General features: G+C 59.8%; 20 protein-coding genes. 8 read left to right on the top strand and 12 right to left on the bottom strand.

Annotation, left to right across the window (positions count from 1 at the left end; all coding sequences use genetic code 11):
• Positions 1–21 precede the first annotated feature (21 nt).
• Both EL18_RS15340 and EL18_RS15335 read left to right on the top strand, forming a co-directional pair.
• Entirely contained in the window at positions 22–1128 is a 1107-nt protein-coding gene (locus EL18_RS15340) for an AI-2E family transporter (RefSeq protein ID WP_036486498.1), read from the top strand.
• 109 nt (positions 1129–1237) lie between these two features.
• Positions 1238–1666, top strand: a complete 429-nt coding sequence (locus EL18_RS15335; RefSeq protein ID WP_081871257.1) for a response regulator — start codon at positions 1238–1240, stop codon at positions 1664–1666.
• Here EL18_RS15335 and EL18_RS15330 read toward each other — a convergent pair whose 3' ends face one another.
• Positions 1667–2218, bottom strand: coding sequence for a sigma-70 family RNA polymerase sigma factor (locus tag EL18_RS15330; protein ID WP_036486129.1), 552 nt, complete (start codon positions 2216–2218; stop codon positions 1667–1669).
• A 3-nt stretch (positions 2219–2221) separates the two neighbouring features.
• Complete coding sequence (locus tag EL18_RS15325; RefSeq protein WP_036486496.1) at positions 2222–2425, bottom strand: NepR family anti-sigma factor; 204 nt, start codon at positions 2423–2425, stop codon at positions 2222–2224.
• A gap of 222 nt (positions 2426–2647) precedes the next feature.
• Here EL18_RS15325 and EL18_RS15320 point away from each other — a divergent pair, with 222 nt between their 5' ends.
• From EL18_RS15320 to EL18_RS17990, 3 genes are all read left to right on the top strand, one after another.
• Positions 2648–3445 carry a response regulator gene (locus EL18_RS15320; RefSeq protein WP_036486127.1) on the top strand — a complete coding sequence of 266 codons (798 nt, stop codon included), beginning with the start codon at positions 2648–2650 and terminating at the stop codon, positions 3443–3445.
• A gap of 114 nt (positions 3446–3559) precedes the next feature.
• The gene (locus EL18_RS17670; protein WP_036486125.1) at positions 3560–3727 is read left to right on the top strand and encodes a DUF1328 domain-containing protein; all 168 of its coding nucleotides are present in this window, start codon (positions 3560–3562) and stop codon (positions 3725–3727) included.
• Between the two features lie 35 nt (positions 3728–3762).
• Positions 3763–3936 (top strand): hypothetical protein, encoded by a 174-nt coding sequence (locus EL18_RS17990; RefSeq protein ID WP_161782009.1) that lies wholly within the window; start codon positions 3763–3765, stop codon positions 3934–3936.
• A gap of 56 nt (positions 3937–3992) precedes the next feature.
• On the opposite strand, the gene EL18_RS15310 is transcribed toward EL18_RS17990, so the two are convergent.
• The 4 genes from EL18_RS15310 to xylF are packed head-to-tail and all read right to left on the bottom strand — an operon-like array spanning position 3993 to position 7263.
• Positions 3993–4781, bottom strand: coding sequence for an ATP-binding cassette domain-containing protein (locus EL18_RS15310; RefSeq protein ID WP_036486116.1), 789 nt, complete (start codon positions 4779–4781; stop codon positions 3993–3995).
• Positions 4782–4800: 19 nt separating this feature from the next.
• Positions 4801–6105 carry a sugar ABC transporter permease gene (locus tag EL18_RS15305; protein WP_036486494.1) on the bottom strand — a complete coding sequence of 435 codons (1305 nt, stop codon included), beginning with the start codon at positions 6103–6105 and terminating at the stop codon, positions 4801–4803.
• Positions 6029–6193, bottom strand: a complete 165-nt coding sequence (locus EL18_RS18240; protein WP_244444629.1) for a hypothetical protein — start codon at positions 6191–6193, stop codon at positions 6029–6031. Before EL18_RS18240 ends, EL18_RS15305 begins: the two co-directional genes overlap by 77 nt.
• A 26-nt stretch (positions 6194–6219) precedes the next feature.
• Positions 6220–7263, bottom strand: a complete 1044-nt coding sequence (gene xylF, locus EL18_RS15300) for a D-xylose ABC transporter substrate-binding protein (protein WP_036486114.1) — start codon at positions 7261–7263, stop codon at positions 6220–6222.
• Positions 7264–7421: 158 nt separating this feature from the next.
• Between xylF and EL18_RS15295 the strand changes: the two genes are divergently transcribed.
• From EL18_RS15295 to EL18_RS15285, 3 genes are read left to right on the top strand one after another with little or no spacing between them, the layout of a single operon-like run.
• A complete protein-coding gene (locus tag EL18_RS15295) occupies positions 7422–8636 on the top strand; it encodes an ROK family transcriptional regulator (protein ID WP_036486112.1) in 1215 nt (404 codons plus the stop codon).
• A gap of 23 nt (positions 8637–8659) precedes the next feature.
• Entirely contained in the window at positions 8660–10084 is a 1425-nt protein-coding gene (locus tag EL18_RS15290; RefSeq protein ID WP_036486110.1) for a di-heme oxidoredictase family protein, read from the top strand.
• Complete coding sequence (locus EL18_RS15285) at positions 10084–11898, top strand: FG-GAP repeat domain-containing protein (RefSeq protein WP_244444615.1); 1815 nt, start codon at positions 10084–10086, stop codon at positions 11896–11898. Before EL18_RS15290 ends, EL18_RS15285 begins: the two co-directional genes overlap by 1 nt.
• Before the next feature lie 157 nt (positions 11899–12055).
• On the opposite strand, the gene phoB is transcribed toward EL18_RS15285, so the two are convergent.
• The 6 genes from phoB to EL18_RS15255 all read right to left on the bottom strand — a co-directional run bounded on the left by phoB (position 12056) and on the right by EL18_RS15255 (position 18464).
• Complete coding sequence (gene phoB / locus EL18_RS15280) at positions 12056–12742, bottom strand: phosphate regulon transcriptional regulator PhoB (RefSeq protein ID WP_200875546.1); 687 nt, start codon at positions 12740–12742, stop codon at positions 12056–12058.
• 16 nt (positions 12743–12758) lie between these two features.
• Positions 12759–13466, bottom strand: a complete 708-nt coding sequence (gene phoU, locus EL18_RS15275) for a phosphate signaling complex protein PhoU (RefSeq protein ID WP_036486105.1) — start codon at positions 13464–13466, stop codon at positions 12759–12761.
• A 38-nt stretch (positions 13467–13504) separates the two neighbouring features.
• Complete coding sequence (pstB, locus tag EL18_RS15270) at positions 13505–14320, bottom strand: phosphate ABC transporter ATP-binding protein PstB (RefSeq protein WP_036486104.1); 816 nt, start codon at positions 14318–14320, stop codon at positions 13505–13507.
• 15 nt (positions 14321–14335) lie between these two features.
• Complete coding sequence (pstA, locus tag EL18_RS15265; protein ID WP_036486102.1) at positions 14336–15925, bottom strand: phosphate ABC transporter permease PstA; 1590 nt, start codon at positions 15923–15925, stop codon at positions 14336–14338.
• Positions 15918–17306: a phosphate ABC transporter permease subunit PstC gene (pstC, locus tag EL18_RS15260; protein WP_036486101.1), complete on the bottom strand. Its 1389-nt coding sequence runs from the start codon at positions 17304–17306 to the stop codon at positions 15918–15920. The genes pstA and pstC overlap by 8 nt, the downstream gene beginning before the upstream one ends.
• Before the next feature lie 159 nt (positions 17307–17465).
• Complete coding sequence (locus EL18_RS15255; protein WP_036486099.1) at positions 17466–18464, bottom strand: PstS family phosphate ABC transporter substrate-binding protein; 999 nt, start codon at positions 18462–18464, stop codon at positions 17466–17468.
• Between the last annotated feature and the right edge of the window lie 122 nt (positions 18465–18586).

The raw sequence follows: 18586 nt of genomic DNA, 5'->3' as shown, positions 1-18586 counted from the left end.
TAGCTCTAGATGGAAGCGTTCATGCCAGCTCAATCCCGCAAGAAACCGCCAGTTGTAAGACTCCCGCCCAAGTCCAACCTCGAACTGGTACTGACACGCGGCGCCCAAATCGCAATAATCTTCATTGCGCTGTTGGCGGTCATCTTCATTCTGCAGGCGGGCCGTTTCCTGCTCGCTCCCTTCGCCCTGGCCATCGTGGTTGGACTGATGATGGGGCCCGTGGCGAACAAGCTCGAAAGCTGGCGGCTGCCGCCAACCGTATCAGCCGCCATTTCGGTCCTGTTGTTCATCTTCATCATCATAGTTGTCGGCGCAGCCGTGGTGGCCCCGTTGGCCTCATGGAGTGAACGCATTCCTCAGCTCTGGGGCGAACTCCAGCTCAAATTGAGCAGCCTGCGCGAGCCCCTTGAGACCGTGCGCAATCTGCAAAAGGAACTGCAGAGCGTGACGGGTGCGAGTGAAGGCATGACAGTGAACGTCGACGAGGAAACAGCCGTTGAAAGTGTCGCAGTGCTGGCACCTACGCTCCTGGCACAATTGCTCATCTTTCTTGCAAGCCTCTATTTCTTTGTGGCAACACGCCACCAGACGCGCGCCGCGATCCTGACAATCTTCATCGACCGCAGGCTGCGCTGGCGTGCCGCCCATATCTTTCGTGAGGTCGAAGACCTCGTCTCGGGTTATCTGCTCGCCATAACCCTCATCAATATCGGCCTCGCAATCGCTGTCGGGCTCGGGCTGCTTATGATCGGCGTACCCTCGGCACTGCTATGGGGTGCATTGGCCGGAATATTGAACTTCGTCATCTATATCGGCCCGGCAATCATGGCGGTGATCTTGTTCGGCGTTGGTCTCATGAGCTTCGACACATTCGCCGGAGCGTTTCTCCCGCCGCTCGTCTACCTGACCATCAATGCGATCGAAGCGCAGTTCGTGACACCCACGGTGATCGGCAGGCAGATGACCATGAACCCGTTCCTCGTGTTCCTGGCCGTAGCGTTCTGGCTGTGGCTTTGGGGACCGGTTGGTGGCTTCATTGCAATCCCGGCATTGCTCATATTCATCGCAATAGCGCGCAACCTGATGCCCGGCATCAATTGGGGCTTGCCGCCTGAAAGCGAGCGCTGACGCGGCTGCCATCAGCAGCCCACCGGGGTCGCGATTCAGGCTTTTCGGTGATGGTCACATCACAAAACAGTTCGGCGATAGTATTATTGTTAAATGACATACTGCGCGAATGGTGAAATGCAGCGAGGTAAGCCATCTCGTTCTTGCTAAGGATTCAGTATTGAATAACCCACCGCTCTCCGGAATGCGCGTTCTGATCGTGGAAGAAGAGGCCATCGTCGCGATGGACATCGAAGAACTGTGCAAGGAGTGCGGTGCCGAAGCTGTGACGATCGTCACCAATCGTTCGCACCTGACCGAAGATCTGCTGCAGCCAAGGCCTCATGTCGCCATTCTTGACACGAAGATGAACGGTAATTCGACGCACGAGTTTGCGTCTTTGCTCCATGCGGCCTCGGTGCCCTTCGTCTTTGCTTCAGGCTACACGGCCGACCAAGCCTATTTTCAGGAATTTCCGGATTCGCCGGTACTCGAAAAACCATTTGCAAACGAGCACCTGCTTGAGGTGCTCGTTTCACTGACAGCTGTACGCAGCTGATCAGGCGACACTGGCTGCGCTGGTCACCTGCGCGGCGATGGGATCCGGGCCGAATTCACCCTCACCCTCGATTGAGAGGATTTCCTGCAGACGCGTACGCGCGCGGCTTACGCGGCTCTTGATGGTGCCCACCGCGCAGCCACAGATCTCGGCAGCTTCCTCATACGAGAAACCATTTGCACCAATCAGGATGATTGCTTCGCGCTGATCTTCAGGAAGACGTGCGAGCGCTTTCTTGAAGTCGTTGAGATCTGACGAACCGTCCTGGCTGGGATGAATGGACAGGCTCGCGGTGATCGAGCCATCACTGTCTTCCACCTCCCGCTTGCGCTTGCGCATCTGGGAGTAGAATTCATTGCGAAGAATGGTGAAGAGCCATGCCTTGAGATTGGTGCCCGGCTGGAAGCTTTCCTGCTTGTCCCATGCCTTCACCAGGGTCTCCTGCACGAGATCATCTGCACGATCGGCATTCTTGGAGAGAGAAAGCGCGAAAGCGCGCAGAACCGGAACCGCTGCAAGCAGTGATTCACGGAAACCTGGAGCGTCACTCATGCGCTACTCCTTCTCCGGTGCTTGAGGCTTCTCTTTTTGCTCCAGCTGGCTCAGCAACGACGCAAACCGGTCGGGAATATCTTCGGAAACCAGGTCGTCGTAATATTGCTTCAACTTACGACCGATTTCGGAATTGGCGCCCAGCGGATCGCCATCTCTACTGTCTGCACCTGCCTTGCGGCCTTTCTCAAATGACTGATACTTCATTTCGTTCGCTTCTTTTGCAGCGTCTCGCCCCAGTTCAGTTGGCATTATAGCGGAGCCTTCCTGCGCGCGCAGCTTTGCCTGTTTCGATCATTGCATCCGAGCCTAAACGGCAGGGGCAGAATTATGTTCCAAACTTTTCGGAACTTTTTTCTCGCCTACCCGTTCCTCAGTTCGCTATTTTCATAAAACACGGTGTTCATTGCCGAGGGAGATTGAAAGAAAATGAGTCTGTCAGCCCGTATTACCCCGCACTTGCCCTATCTGCGCCGCTTCTCGCGTGCAGTATCCGGCTCGCAGACGAGCGGGGATGCTCTGGTGGCTGCCACCTTGGAAGCGCTCATCGCCGATCCTTCGGTGTTCCCGGAAGCCTCGACCGACCGGATAGCGCTCTTCAAGCTGTTCGCCAAACTGTTCGGCTCACTCGATCTGCGCATCCCGGAAGAAGCGCCTACCTCCGCGTGGGAGCAGCGCGCGCTGACCAATCTGTCATCCATGGCTCCTCTGCCGCGTCAGGCATTCCTGCTCGTGGCTGTCGAAGGCTTCGATGTCACGGAATCAGCCGAGATCCTCGATGTCGAGGAAAAGGAACTCAACGAGCTTCTCCGCCAGGCCAGTGACGAGATTTCCAAGACCGTCGCGACCGATATCATGATCATCGAGGATGAGCCGCTTATCGCGATGGATATCGAGGAACTGGTGGAAAGCCTTGGCCACAACGTGGTGGGCACGGCGCGTACACACAAGGAAGCGACCGAGCTCTTCCAGAAGACCAATCCCAGCATGGTTTTGGCAGATATCCAGCTGGCCGATGGCAGCTCGGGTATCGACGCAGTAAACGAGATCCTTGCATCGCATCCGGTGCCGGTGATTTTCATCACCGCTTTCCCCGAGCGGCTGTTGACCGGCGAACGTCCTGAACCGGCCTTCCTGGTGACGAAACCCTTCAACCCCGACATGGTGAAGGCACTTATCAGTCAGGCCTTGTTTTTCGATCATCAGGCGAAGGCTGCCGCCGCCTGATCGATTGCTTCCACTGCAGTGGACCTGAAAAGCCGCCTCCGGGCGGCTTTTTTCTTGCCTCGGAACCAACGGTTGAAGCTGGCGTTGTACGCTCAGTTAACAAGGAGAGGTATCATGCTTTATTGGGCACTCGTATTTCTGGTCGTTGCCTTGATTGCAGGCGCACTGGGCTTCGGTGGCATTGCAGGCGCATCTGCCGGCATCGCGCAGATCCTGTTCTACATCTTCCTCGCACTGCTCATCATTTCGCTCGTGCTCGGCCTGTTCAGGCGCGCACGGTAATGCATGGCGGTGTTTGAGACCGGGAGGGAAAGCTGATGGAAAAGCTGCTGCAGAATGCCGAGGAGGCAGCCCGCATGGCGATGGTCAATATCGAGGAGCGCGACCCTCTGCCGCCGGGACCGAATTACGGGCCCTTCGGCTATTTTCGCCTCGCGCTGCTTATACTGGCAGCACTGATAGCAGCGCTCCTGATCTTCAGCATCCTATAGAATTGACAGCACAGAACTGATGAAGCCGCTGGCATTGCTGCAGCGGCTTCTTTTTTTCAGGCGGCAGCAGCCTGTATGGCACCGGGCCCGGGTATGGCTCCGGGCGGGCACTTGCCCAGAATGATCATGCCCAGGACCTCGTCCTCGGTTACATCCTTCGTGTGAGCGGTTCCGACCACCTGACCGTTCTTCATCACGACCACCCGATCGGCGAGATCAAACACGTCATGTATGTCATGGCTGATCAGGAAGATGCCGATTCCATCCTTCTTGAGCTGGCGTACCAGGTCAGAGACCTGCGCCGTTTCCTGAGGACCAAGTGCTGCAGTCGGCTCGTCCATGATGAGCACACGCGCATCGAAGTAGATCGCACGGGCAATTGCCACCGACTGGCGCTGGCCACCCGACAGGCGGCTCACCGGCTCCTTGAAGCGCTGGAAGCGAGGGTTCAGACGAGCCATCACCTTGCGCGTCTCCGACTCCATCGCGACATCGTCAAGCGTGCCCCACGGTGTCATCAGTTCACGCCCCAGGAACAGATTGGCCGCCGCATCGACATTATCCGCCAGCGCAAGCGTCTGGTAGATGGTCTCGATGCCATACTTCTTGGCATCGCGCGGATTGGTGATCTGTGCCTCTTCGCCATTGACGAAGATCTGTCCGTTGTCGCGCTTGTAGGCGCCGGACAGGATCTTGATCAGCGTGGATTTGCCCGCCCCGTTATGGCCGAGCAGCGCAACGACTTCGCCCTCATGCAAGTCGACAGACGCGTCTTCAACCGCGTGAATACCACCAAACGCGATCGAGATATTCTTCATCTCGACGAGGGGTGTCTTGTTTTCCATTGCTTTCACTCCCTCTGCTTTACGCGACGCGTTTGCGGTAGATCGTGTCGAGCCAGACGGCCACCACAAGCACGAGACCCACGACGATGTTCTGCAGTGGAGTGTCCACGCCAAGCAGGATCATGCCCGTTGCGAGCGACTGCATGAGTACCGCGCCGATCATCGCACCGGCGATTGTGCCCACACCTCCGCCAAGCGAAGTGCCTCCGATAACCGCAGCGGCAATGACCAGAAGCTCATCGAGCGTGCCTTGCGCATTGGTTGCCGCATTGAGGCGTGCCGTCGAAATGGCTGATGCGATGGCTGTGAGGATGCCCATGAGGATGAAGATCTTCATGATCACCCAACGCGTGTTGATACCCGCCAGTTCTGCGGCTTCCTGGTTGCCGCCAATAGCGAAAACATAGCGACCAAAGCGCGTGCGGGTCGCAATGAAGGTCATCACGATGCCAACACCGATGGCAACCAGAACCGGTATGGCAATGCCATGGGCGATGAAAAGACCACCTTCGGGCACGGTGATGTTGTTCGCTTCGGCATAGCGGCGAACAATACCGCTCGGCCACGGATATGAATTTGCAATCGCCACGGCGCCGAGCACCAGCCCGCAGCCGACGAGGCCCAGAAAACCTTCGGCCCACAGGGGGCGCAGCGGGAAATTGAACTTGCGACGCTGTTTGCGGCCGCTCACCAGCATGGCGATGATGGCCAGGCAAAGGATGATGCCGAGGATCCAGCTCCAGGTGGCACCGATGGCTCCTTCGGGTCCGCCCCCGATCAGGCGGAAAGTGGGGTCCATCGGCGCAACCGTACGCCCGCTCGTCACCCACCAGGCTGCCCCGCGCCAGACGAGAAGCCCGCCCAGCGTGACGATGAAGGCAGGCACACCGAGAAAGGCGATGATGTAGCCTTGAAATCCGCCAACAATGGCCCCCACGATGATGCCGACAATGAGCGCCAGCACCCAGATCATTGGATGACCGAAACCGAGCAGTTCGGGCAGATACTGCGCCTGGGTCACGCCGACGATCATGCCGATGAAGCCGAGCAGCGAACCGACGGACAGGTCGATGTTCCGCGTCACGATGACAAGCACCATGCCGGTGGACATGACGGCGATCGATGCCGACTGTACCGACAGGTTCCAAAGATTGCGGGGTGTGAGGAACAGTCCGCCCGACAAGAGGTGGAAACCGATCCAAATAACGACCAGCGCGCCGAGCATTCCCAGCATGCGCGTGTCGAGTTCAGTAGCTTTCAAGAAGCGTGCCACGGGCCCTGTGGCAGAAGCCGATGCGCCCTGCGGCGCGGCCTGGATTGCCATATCCGTCATCCCAATATTCTCCCTCGCCGGGCGCGTCACCTGCCCCCGACCTGGCCGCGATGTGAAGAACGCCGCGACTGGAGGTCACGGCGTTCATCCTATCACATTCGATGATCAGTCGCAGGCTGCGACCTTGCCGGCTTCAACGCCCTGGCAGACAACGTCCTTCGACACCCAGCCAGCATCGATGACAACGTCGAGATTGTCGGCGGTGATCGGGATTGGCTTGAGGAACGTTGCGGTCATCTCAACGCCGTTCGGGCCGTCCGACCACTTTTCCGCACCTTCGACCTCATCCATGGCCGCACCGTCTGCAAGCTGCGCGGCAATCTTGGCGGCAGCCTTTCCAAGCTCACGGGAGTCCTTCCACACGGAGACGGTCTGCGTGCCGAGAGCGATGCGGTTCAGTGCAGCGTGATCGCCATCCTGGCCGGAGACAGGAACGGTGCCAGCCAGACCCTGTGCTTCAAGAGCGGCAATTGCGCCACCGGCAGTGCCGTCATTGGAAGCGACAACGGCATCAACCTCGTTGTTGTTGGCCGTCAGGATCTGCTCCATGTTCTTCTGCGCATTGGCCGGAAGCCACGCATCCGTATAGGCCTCGCCCACATTCTTGATCTTGCCGGAATCGATGGCTTCCTTCAGCACTTCCATCTGACCGGAGAAGAGGAAGTCCGCGTTCGGATCGGCCGACGAGCCCTTGATGAAGGCGTAGTTGCCTTCCGGCTGGGCCTCGAACACGGCGCGAGCCTGCATGCGACCGACTTCCTTGTTGTCGAAGGTCAGGTAGAACGCATCCGGGTTCTCGATAAGGCGGTCATAGCCAACAACCGGAATGCCTTCGTTTGCAGCCTTTTCAACTGCCGGGCCGATTGCCGAGGAATCCTGCGAAAGAATGATGAGAGCGTCGGCGCCCTGGGCGATCAGCGATTCAACATCCGTCAGCTGCTTGGAAGCAGAGGACTGTGCATCCGCGGAGATATAGGTGTTGCCGTCAGCCTCGATCTGCTCCTTCATCGCGGCTTCATCGGTCTTCCAGCGTTCTTCCTGGAAGTTGGACCAGGAAACGCCAATGACCTTGCCTTCGGCAAGCGCAGCAGTCGAAAGGGTGAGCGAAAGGGTAAGACCTGCCAGAACGGCAGTCACAGACTTCTTCATGATTTCCTCCCGGGCGCCGGAACGGCGCGACTAGTACCGAGGTCGATTTTTTCGAGCCTCGAAAAAAATAATGACTCAACCTCGGGGGCGTGTCAATATTGCTGATAGGCGGTATCGGCTAGGGAACAAGAAGGCGCCGAACTGCGGGAGGAGTATGCATGACGGCAGGTATCCGTCACGACGAGATGCGCAAGCGCAATCGTACCATGGTGATCTCTGCCGTGCGTCAGGCGGGTCGCGCGTCGCGTACCGAAATTGCGCGCATGAGCGGCCTGAGCCACTCTACCATCTCGGCAATTTCATCCGATCTGATCGAAGAAGGCATCATGCGCGAATTGCGCGACGAGGAGGCAGCGCCCGCCCGTCGCGGACGTCCGCAGGTGGCACTCAGCCTGTCGCCGGATGCGGGACGCATAGTTGTGCTGGTCCTCATCTTCAACAGGCTCACTGCCTCCCTGGTTGACTACTGCGGCAACAAGGTCCGCGAAAAGACATTCCGCCTCGAAACTCTCGAAATGTCGCGCCGGGAACTTTGTGACGCAGCAATCAGGGCTGTTCGGGAGATAGCGGGCGACGAAGGTCCGATCCTGCATATCAGTTTCGGCGTCCAGGGCCTGACGGATTCAGCCGGACGCGAAATGCTCTGGTCACCGATTACGGTCCACCGGAACATCGCCTTCGCCGAAGCCCTGGAAAACGCTTTCGGCGTGTCCGTCAGCATCAACAATGACTGCAACCTGATCGCGCTTGCCCTTCGCTGGCGAAAACCCGATCGCTACCGCGACAATTTCGTGGCGATTCTGCTTTCCCACGGCATAGGCATGGGCCTGATGGTCGATGGCCGCATGTTTACCGGAAAGAACTCGTCCGGCGGAGAGCTTGGTCACATGACCTACATGCCTCGCGGAGCTCTTTGCCGCTGCGGTCGCCTGGGCTGCGTGGAAGCCTATGCGGGAAACTATGCGATCTGGCGCAAGGCGACCGGGCAAAGCCCCATGGCCATGCCGGTTACCGATATGCGAGCCGCCGAGATGGAGAAGCTCGCCGCAGAAGCGCGCGAGGAAGATGGTCCGGCCCGCCAGGCCTTTCGCGAGGCAGGCGAGGCCATTGGCTATGCCATCGGCAACCTCTTCGCGCTCATAGATCCGGCTCCGATTGCGATGATCGGCCAGGGAACGGCGGCATTCGACATTCTGGAACCAAGCATTCGCCACGCGCTGGCCCAAACGCTGGGCGGCCAGAATGCGCAGGTGATCAGCTTCGAGACAGAGCCCGAAGAGACACCACTCATAGCGCAAGGCAGCGCGATGCTTGCGCTCGCGGAGCTGGATCGAAGTCATTTCGGTGCGGGTGCAGCCGCGCTGTCGGCGTGAATGAATTCGGGAGGAGACGGAGCATGGCACGAGCGGGCCTTGCCCTCGCAATTTTGCTTTCAGCGGCGAACGCTGCCATAAGCGCGGAAACAAGCCCACCCTGGGCGGAGAGCATCCTTTCAGGCACGCAGCCGGTTGCAGGTCTTTCCGGCAAGATCGACCCTGACACGCTGAAAGCGCTGCGCGACCGCGGGGAGCATCTCTTCACGGGTCATTTCACCACCGCCGACGGCGTGGGCCGTCCCTTTGCCACGCAGGCGATCGTACCCACAAAGCGAAAGCGCCCGCCGCAGAACCAGTTCTTCCGCTCCGCCGGCCTCGACGCGAATGCCTGCGCAGGTTGCCACAACATGCCGGTGGCTGGCGGCGCCGGTGAATTTGTCACCAATGTTTTCGTCTCCGAAGGCTTCGAAAGCGCCGATTTCGAAAGCCTCGATCCGCAATTTTCCAACGAGCGCGGGACCAACCATCTGTTTGGTGCCGGACTGGTGGAATTGCTCGCCCGCGAGATGACGCGTGATCTGCAGGCGATCCGACGCAGCACGCTCGACAGCGCGCGCATCTCGGGCGAAACCGTGACCGGCAAACTTGTCTCCAAGGGCGTCCACTTCGGCACGATCACCGCCCATCCCGACGGCATGCTGGATCTGACAGAGGTTGACGGCGTGGATGCCGATCTCGTCATTCGGCCCTTCACCCAGAAAGGCGTGATGACCTCGCTGCGGCAGTTCACGGTCAATGCCCTGAATCATCATCATGGTATTCAGGCCGTGGAACGTTTCGGCAAGCGCTGGACCGGCGAAGACGATTTCGATGGCGACGGTGTGGCAGACGAGATTGCCGACGCCGACATCGCTGCACTCGTTGCCTGGCAGGCAGGGCTTCAGCCGCCCGTGCGCAGGGCACCCGAGGATGAAGCCTGGCAAAAGGCTGCAGAGCACGGCAATGCCGTCTTCGACGAGCTGCAATGCAGCGCCTGCCATATCCGAGCCCTGCCGCTGTCCTCGCTTGAATTTGTCGATCCCGGTCCCGTGGACATGGCAGGGACGCTGCGCAGCGGCGAGGCTGAAGCCGACGCCGTGTATGATCTCGCCTTGCTTGAGTGGGCGAAAGATCTGCCGCGTGATGAAGAAGGCAACTGGCTCGTCCCGCTCTTCGGCGACCTCAAGCGCCACGTGATCGCAGACCAGGAAGTCTCCGCCTTCGGCAATGAGCTGCTCGCCCAGCGCTTCGTCGAGCGCAATGTCTTCATGACCACAGAACTCTGGGGCCTGGAATCAACCGCGCCCTACGGCCACCGAAACGATATGACCACCATGGACGAAGCCATCCGCGCCCATGGCGGCGCGGCCCGCGCATCGCGTGACGCCTATATCGCAGCCGAAGAAGCAGACCGCAGCGCATTGATCGCTTTCCTGCGCACGCTGGTGATTGGGGAGGCAGAGTGATGTTGAAGCGCTGGCGTATCGACACCCCCCTCTGTCCTGCCGGACATCTCCCCCACAAGGGGGGAGAATGGCTGTCATCTGGAACCGCACAAACATCGCCGAATGCGTCGGCCAAGGCGAAACGACTGATCTCCCCCCTCGTGGGGGAGATGCCTGGCAAGGCAGAGGGGGGTGAACATCGCCACCATGCATTGAGCCTGGTGATCCTCGCAGCCACCCTCCTCCTCACCCACCCAACCATCGCTGCGCCCCTCGCCGACATCCCCGTGATGCACGAGGAAGCCCAATCCGCTGGCCTCACCCACGCCTATCGCGGTCCGTGGGAATATTTCGTGGGCGGCGGAGCCGCTTCATTCGACTGCAATGGCGATCGCATGCCCGATCTGTTCATCGCAGGCGGGCGTGATGATGCTGCACTCTTCGTCAGTGAAAGCACCAGAGGCAGCGCGCTGAAATTTTCCCGTCGCGACCATGGTCTTGGCCGCGATGGCACGCGTGTGCTGGGCGCCTACCCGCTCGACATCGACAATGACGGCCACAAGGATCTCGTGCTCCTGCGCCTTGGCGAAAACATCATCCTGAAGGGCGGACCAAACTGCAGTTTCGAGAGGGCCAATGACGCCTTCGCTTTCGACGGCGGGCGCGCCTGGACAACCGCATTCTCGGCCATGTGGGAGCCGGACGCCCGCTTCCCCACGCTTGCCTTCGGAAACTATGTCGACCGCTCCGCCCCCGGCTCTCCCTGGGGCACCTGCCACGACAACGCGCTCTACCGGCCGGAGCAAGGCACCAACGGCCCGCTCTACGAGGATCGCCGCGCACTCACCCCAGGCTACTGCGCCTTGTCCATGCTGTTTACGGATTGGAACCGCTCCGGCACGCCGGACCTGCGCATCACCAATGACCGCCACTATTATCGCGGCGGCGAGGAGCAACTCTGGCATGTGGAGCCGGGCCGAAGCCCGCGGCTCTACTCCCGCTCCGAAGGCTGGCGACACCTGACCATCTGGGGCATGGGCATCGCCGAAGCCGATATCGACGCCGACGGCTATCCCGAATACGCGCTCACCTCCATGGGCGACACCAAGCTGCAGAAGCTCGATGAAGAGGCCGAGGAAGACCGTCCGATCTACAGAGACATAGCCTTTGACCGCGGCGCAACCGCCCATCGCCCCTATCAGGGCGACGACCTGAAACCCTCCACCGGCTGGCATGCCGAGTTCGCCGACTTCAACAATGACAGCCTCGCCGACCTTTTCATCGCCAAGGGCAATGTTGAAGCCATGCCGGATTTTGCGGCTACCGATCCCGACAATCTGCTGATCGGCCAGTGGGACGGTTCCTTCGAGGAAGCCGGCGGCACAAGCGGCATCGGCCTGCCGACCAAGGGCCGCGGTGCGGTTGTCACGGATTTCAACGCCGACGGTCTGCTGGACCTCTTGGTGGTCAACCGCGAGCAGAATGTCTCGCTCTTCCGCAACAAGGGCATGAAGCAGGGCGATCGCGCAATTGCGGGCGGCAATTTCGTCGCCGTCGAACTCGCCCAGAAGGGGGCAAACCGCAACGCGGTCGGCGCGCTCATCTCGATCAAGATCGGCACCAGAACCGTCAACCGCACCATCCAGCTCGGCGGCGGGCACGCCTCCGGCCATGCAGGCTTCATCCACGCAGGCCTCGGCACCTCCGAACGCGCTGAAATCCGCGTAAAATGGCCCGACGGAGAATGGAGCCACCCCTACCGCGTCTTCGCCAACAATTTCGTCAGGATCGAGCGCGGGGAAGCGGAAGCAAGGTATTGGTATCCGGTGGAGTGAGGAGAATTGCGCTTTAGCGACATTCTACTGACACCAATCTGGCGAATACTAATATTCACACTATTCGTGGTGCTCGCAGGAGTATTTACTTCCCGAAAGGAAGTGACTTGCGAAGGGAGCCTTTGGCTCCCTTTCGTTTGTATGGCTAAACAGCCCCTCAAGCTTCCCTGATCGCATAGCCCGCGCCGCGGATTGTCCGTATCACATCCGGCATCTTGCCGTGGTTCACGGCCTTGCGCAGGCGTCCGACATGGACGTCGACGGTGCGTTCGTCGATATAGATGGTCTCGCCCCAGACATTGTCGAGAAGCTGGGCGCGGGAGAAGACGCGACCGGGATGCTGCATCATGAATTCCAGCAGGCGGAACTCGGTTGGCCCCAGGCGGATCTCGTTCTTGCGGCGATAGACACGATGGGATTCGCGGTCGAGCGTGATGTCTCCGACACTTAGGACCGTCGAAAGCACTTCCGGCTTCGCACGGCGCAGAAGCGCGCGCACGCGGGCGACGAATTCGGGCGTCGAAAAAGGTTTGACGAGATAGTCGTCGGCACCTGTTGAAAGCCCCCTCACCCGGTCGCTTTCCTCGCCGCGCGCAGTGAGCATGATGATCGGCAGGCGCTCGGTCTCGGGCCGCATGCGCAGGCGGCGGCAGAGCTCTATGCCGGAGATGGCAGGCACCATCCAGTCGAGTACGAGCAGGTCAGGCACATTCTCCTGAAGCCGCATTTCGGCCTCGTCACCACGCGTGACGACTTCGACCTGATAGCCCTCCGCTTCCAGATTATAGCGCAGGAGGACGCATAGCGGTTCGTCGTCCTCGACCACCATCACTTTCGGCGCAATCATTGGCTGACACCCTTTATTCGGCGCTGACCGTCATCTGCGTCTCGTCCAGCTTTGGCCGCTGGACGGGCAGTTGCTCGCCGGTCATCACGTAATAGGCATTCTCGGCGATATTGGTGACATGATCACCGATACGCTCAAGATTCTTGGCGCAGAAGAGAAGATGCGTGCATGCCGTGATGTTGCGCGGATCTTCCATCATGTAGGTGAGAAGTTCGCGAAACACCGAAGTGTACTGGATGTCGATCTTCTCGTCCTCGTCGCGCAGGGAGGTAAGCCCCTCACTCTGGCGCGCGACATATTGGTCGATGACCGATTTCACCTGCACGATGACAAGCTGCGCCATCGCATCGATGGAATGGGCAAGGCTGCGCGGGGTGGCGCTGTCGCCAACGGCACCGACGCGCTTTGCAACATTCTTCGCCAGATCGCCGATACGCTCGAGATCGCCTGCCATGCGTATGGCACCAACCACGGCGCGCAGATCCTGCGCCATGGGCTGGCGCTTGGCGATGAGCGTGATGGCGCGCTCGTCGAGCTCGCGCTGCTTGGCATCCATGATCGCATCATCGGAGATGACACGCTGCGCCAGACCGTTGTCGGAGCTTATGAGTGCCTTCGTCGCCGACTGGGTCATGGCCCCGGCAAGGTCGCCCATCTCGCAGAGAAGCTGGTCGATCCGGTTCAGTTCCTCGTCAAAGGAGGTGACTGTATGTTCGCCCATGTGACTGTTCCTCGTAACCGCTGAAACCACGGATAAAATCAGCCGAAGCGGCCGGTGATGTAGTCCTGGGTGCGCTTGTCTTCGGGGTTGGTGAACATCTTGTCCGTCGGCCCCTCCTCGACAAGATTGCCGAGATGGAACATCGCCGTGCGCTGCGACACGCGGGCCGCCTGCTGCATGGAGTGTGTGACGATCACGATCGTGTAGTTCTCGCGCAACTCGTCGATCAGTTCTTCCACCTTTGCGGTCGCGATCGGGTCGAGTGCCGAGCATGGCTCGTCCATGAGGATGACTTCCGGCGAAACCGCAATGGCGCGCGCAATGCAAAGGCGCTGCTGCTGACCGCCGGAAAGCCCGGTTCCCGGTTCATGCAGACGGTCCTTTACCTCGTTGAAGAGGCCTGCCTTCTGCAGGCTCGTTTCCACAATGCCGTCCAGCTCGCTTTTGGAGTTGGAGAGCCCGTGGATGCGCGGACCATAGGCGATGTTCTCATAGATCGACTTCGGGAACGGGTTGGGCTTCTGGAACACCATGCCAACGCGTGCGCGCAGTTCCACCACGTCGATCGCCGGATCGTAGATGTCCTCGCCATCAAGCGTGATGTCCCCACGCACGCGACAGATATCGATCGTGTCATTCATGCGGTTGAGGCAGCGCAGGAAGGTGGACTTGCCGCAGCCGGACGGACCGATCAGCGCCGTCACCTGGTTCTGGCGAACATCCAGATTGACGTCGAAGAGAGCCTGCTTCTCGCCGTAGAAGACGCAGACATTCGAGCCGCGCATCTTGACGGTATAGTTCTCGCTATCAGGCTGGATCGCGTTCTCTACTTGAGCTTCTGTGAGCATGTTCATATCCCTTGGCTCCACCTACCAGCGACGCTCGAAGCGCTTGCGCAGGACCACGGCTATTGCATTCATCAGGACCAGGAAGCCCAGAAGGATGAGGATAGCCGCAGAAGTTTTCTGTTGGAATGCGGGTTCCGGAAAATCCGCCCACATGAAGATCTGCACCGGCAGCACCGTGGCCGGAGAAGTGAACCCGCCCGGCACATCCACGATGAAGGCGACCATGCCGATCATGAGAAGCGGAGCGGTTTCACCCAGCGCCTGCGCCATGCCGATGATCGTCCCCGTCAGGATGCCGGGCATCGCCAGCGGCAGCACGTGGTGAAACACGGTCTGCACCTTCGACGCTCCGATCCCCAATGCAGCCTCGCGGATGGAGGGCGGCACGGCGCGCAATGCTGCGCGCGAGGCGATGATGATGGTCGGAAGTGTCATCAGCGCCAGAACGAAACCGCCGGCAAGGGGTGCCGAACGCGGGAAGGAGAACCAGTTGATGAAGACAGCCAGGCCGAGCAGACCGAACACGATGGACGGAACGGCAGCCAGATTGTTGATATTGACCTCGATGATGGCCGTCAGGCGGTTCTTGGGGGCAAATTCCTCCAGATAGATCGCAGCTGCAACACCGATCGGGAAAGCGAGTGCAAGCGTCACAAGCATTGTCAGGGCAGAGCCGACAACCGCACCCCAAATGCCTGCCATTTCCGGTTCACGGCTCGCACCGGAAAAGAGGAATATCTCGTTCCAGCGGCTTTCGGTGAGCCCCTGAGCCGTCAGTGAGTCGACCCACACGATTTCGCGGTCGGTAAATTTACGTTGCGACTCGGGTGTCTCGACAATGCGAATGGCTGCTTCGTCAGAAACCTGGGGCGCATCGCTCAGGAGAACATTGCCGGTTGCGGTTGCACCACCGTCCGCGGCCTGCACCTCAAGCAGCTTGACGATCCGGCCGTCGGCTTGAAGCAACAGCGATGATGCACCCGAGGTGAGACGCAGCACGCCATCTTCTTCTATGGCACCAGCCTCACGAGCCAATTCAACAACCGACCGATCGCTGAACGTGATTTCCGCGGCACCATCAGTCGCTACGATCTGAGGCGCTGCCGCGAGCGCTTCCCGTCCACCATCCTTGGCCACGAGGCCCTTCAGGTAGAGATCGGAAAAGTCATCGAGTGGCAGAGCGACCTGGCGGGTATCACCTGCTTCAACCTCGCCGCTTTCAAGCGCCTTGCGCAGCAGGGTCGGTGCGCCGGTGGAGACCAGTCCGCGAAGGGCGCGCTGTTCCTGGCGACCTTCCACTGATGGAAACTGCCCCATGATGGCGTCGTTGACGATGCCGGAAAAATTGGTCGCGCTGAGATTTTCCATGTCCACCTGCTCTGCCGACAGATCAAGCGGCAGGGTGACATAATTCATCCGGAAGGCAGGCAACGCCTGCGTCACGATTGTGGAAAGCAAGATCACCAGGAACAGGCCTGAGAGTGCTACAGCGCCCGCACCCATCCACTTGAACCGGCGCTCGGCCGCATAGCGGGCCTTCAGCCGTGCCTTGGCGGCATCGTTGGTGTGCAGGCTGGTCGAGCCCGCTTCGGTGGGTGTCGTATCAGTCATATTGCTCACGATACTTCTTCACGACCCGAAGGGCGATGATGTTCAAGACAAGGGTGACGCAGAACAGCATGAGGCCGAGCGCAAAGGCAGCAAGCGTCTTGGCGCTGTCAAATTCCTGATCGCCGACGAGAAGCGTGACAATCTGAACCGTGACCGTGGTCACGGCCTCCAGCGGATTGGCCGTCAGATTGGCCGCCAGCCCCGCAGCCATGACTACGATCATGGTCTCGCCGATTGCACGCGACACGGCCAGAAGCATCGCCGAGACAATGCCAGGCAGTGCGGCAGGCAGCACCACCTTGCGGATCGTCTCCGACTTCGTCGCGCCAAGCCCGGCAGAACCGTCACGCAGCGACTGCGGCACGGCATTGATCACGTCGTCGGAGAGCGATGACACGAAGGGGATGATCATGATGCCCATGACGATACCGGCAGCAAGCGCGGACTCGGAGGCAACATCAAGCCCGATTCCATCGCCCATGCGCCGGAAGAACGGCGCCACAGTAAGCGCGGCGAAAAAGCCGTAGACCACGGTCGGAATGCCGGCGAGGATCTCCAGAACGGGCTTGGCTATGGAGCGCACGCGCTTGGATGCGTAGTCGGAAAGATAGATGGCCGACATGAGCCCCACAGGTGCAGCAACGATCATCGCGATCAGCGTGATGAGCAGCGTTCCGACGAAAAGGGGGATGGCGCCGAAGATATCTTCATTGACAGCGCCCGCTTCCTGCCCCGCACCGGTAAAGGCGCTCTGCGGGCTCCAATGCGTGCCGAACAGGAACTTGTAGATCGGCACCTGCTGGAAGAAGCGAAGGCTTTCGAAGATCAGGGACAGAACGATGCCCACCGTGGTGAGAATGGCCACGATGGAGGCAAGGATCAGGAAGACGCGAACAACGCGCTCTACCTTGTGGCGTGCGCGGAAGCGCGGCGAAATCAGTCGATGCGCCAGGAAGAACCCGGCAGCGGCAAGAGCAAGCGCAAGCACGGCAGCAACCCACTGGCTCGTCGCGTGAACACTCTTGAAAACTTCGGCAGCCGCGTCTTTGGTCTCGTTCGGAAACCCTGCAATGCCACCGAATGCAGTGGCGCGGGAATCGCGAATGAAGGCCTGCTGTTCAGGCAGGTTCAACGTCGCCAGATGATCTGCGAAACGCGTTTCCACGACCGACGCCTCGATAGAGGGCGTGGCGATGCTCCAGGCAAACAGCAAGAGCAGCGCAGGTCCTGCAGCCATGAGCGCGAGGAAAAGGCCATGCTGGCTTGGAAGTGAATGAAGATTGGCAGCACGTCCGCCGCCGACCGTCATCGCACGGGAGCGGCCGATGTAGAATGCCGCAAAGAACAGCAAAATTAGCGCGATGACTACGTAAGTGATCATACCGGTCCCGCCTGTTTCTAGCGCTTGCCAGCTTCCGGCAGCGCCTCCGGGATGCGGCGCTCAGCCTTGAAGCTGGCACCTCCTATTATCCTGTCCCGGAGCAGTCTGAAAACCCGCCGGCTGATAAAGCCGGCGGGGAAAGTCATGATGAGGATCCGATTAGGAACCCATGCCCTTCAGAGCAACAGCATTGTCACGCTGCGAAGTGCGGTCGGCTTCCGGAAGCGGGATCAGACCCTTGTCGGCGAGATAGCCTTCAGGACCCCATGCTGCCTCGGAGGTGTATTCCTTGATGAACTCTTCCATGCCGGGAATGGCACCTACATGCTCTTTCTTGGCGTAGATGAAGAGCGAGCGGGAGACGCCGTAGTCGCCGGATGCAATATTGTCGAAGGTCGGCTCAACGCCACCGATCGAGGCACCCTGCAGCTTGTCGGCATTCTGGTCGAGGAAGGAGAAACCGAAGATGCCGTATGCGTCTGCATTGGCTTCGAGTTTCTGAACGATCAGGTTATCGTTTTCGCCGGCTTCAACGAAAGCGCCGTCTTCACGGATCTCGGTGCAGCCGTCAGCTTCTTCGATCGCTTCCGGGCAAGCTTCTTCCATGACCAGTTCAACGAAGGCGTCACGGGTGCCGGAGGTCGGGGGCGGGCCGAGAACCTCGATCTTCGTGTTTGGCAGGCCTTCGTCGATATCGGACCAGTTGGTGTGCGGGTTCGCGACCACTTCACCGTCGACAACGACATTCTTGGCAAGAGCCGCGAAGATCTGCTCCTTGGTCAGGTCAACCTGCTCGCCGCCCTTGGAGTTGGAAAGCACGATGCCGTCGAAGCCGACCTTGATCTCGATCGGCGTCACGCCATTGGCCTTGCACTCTTCGAGCTCGCCGTCCTTGATCGGACGCGAAGCATTGGTGAAGTCGGGGTGGCTTTCGCCAACGCCGCCGCAGAAAAGCTTCATGCCGCCACCGGTGCCGGTGGACTCGACGACTGGCGTCTGGAACTGGCCGCTCTGACCGAGGCGTTCAGCAACAGCGGTGGTGAACGGGAAAACGGTCGAGGAACCGACGATGCGGATCTGGTCGCGTGCGGCTGCCGTACCGGCGGACATCGCAACAGCAACAGCTGCTGCTGACGTCATCAGGATGAACTTCTGCATTAGGGCTACTCCCTGTTCGGAATTCGTCATAGCCACCACCATGTGGCGACGGGGAGTCGCTTAAAGCCCCTATGTAACAGTTGCATGACAGTTCCGTGTCATCGCGATTAAGATACTGTTCA

The organism is Nitratireductor basaltis, assembly GCF_000733725.1.
Classification (GTDB): Bacteria; Pseudomonadota; Alphaproteobacteria; order Rhizobiales; family Rhizobiaceae; genus Chelativorans; species Chelativorans basaltis.
Note: the sequence above shows the minus strand (reverse complement) of the source record. Positions and strands in the feature narration are given on the sequence as shown.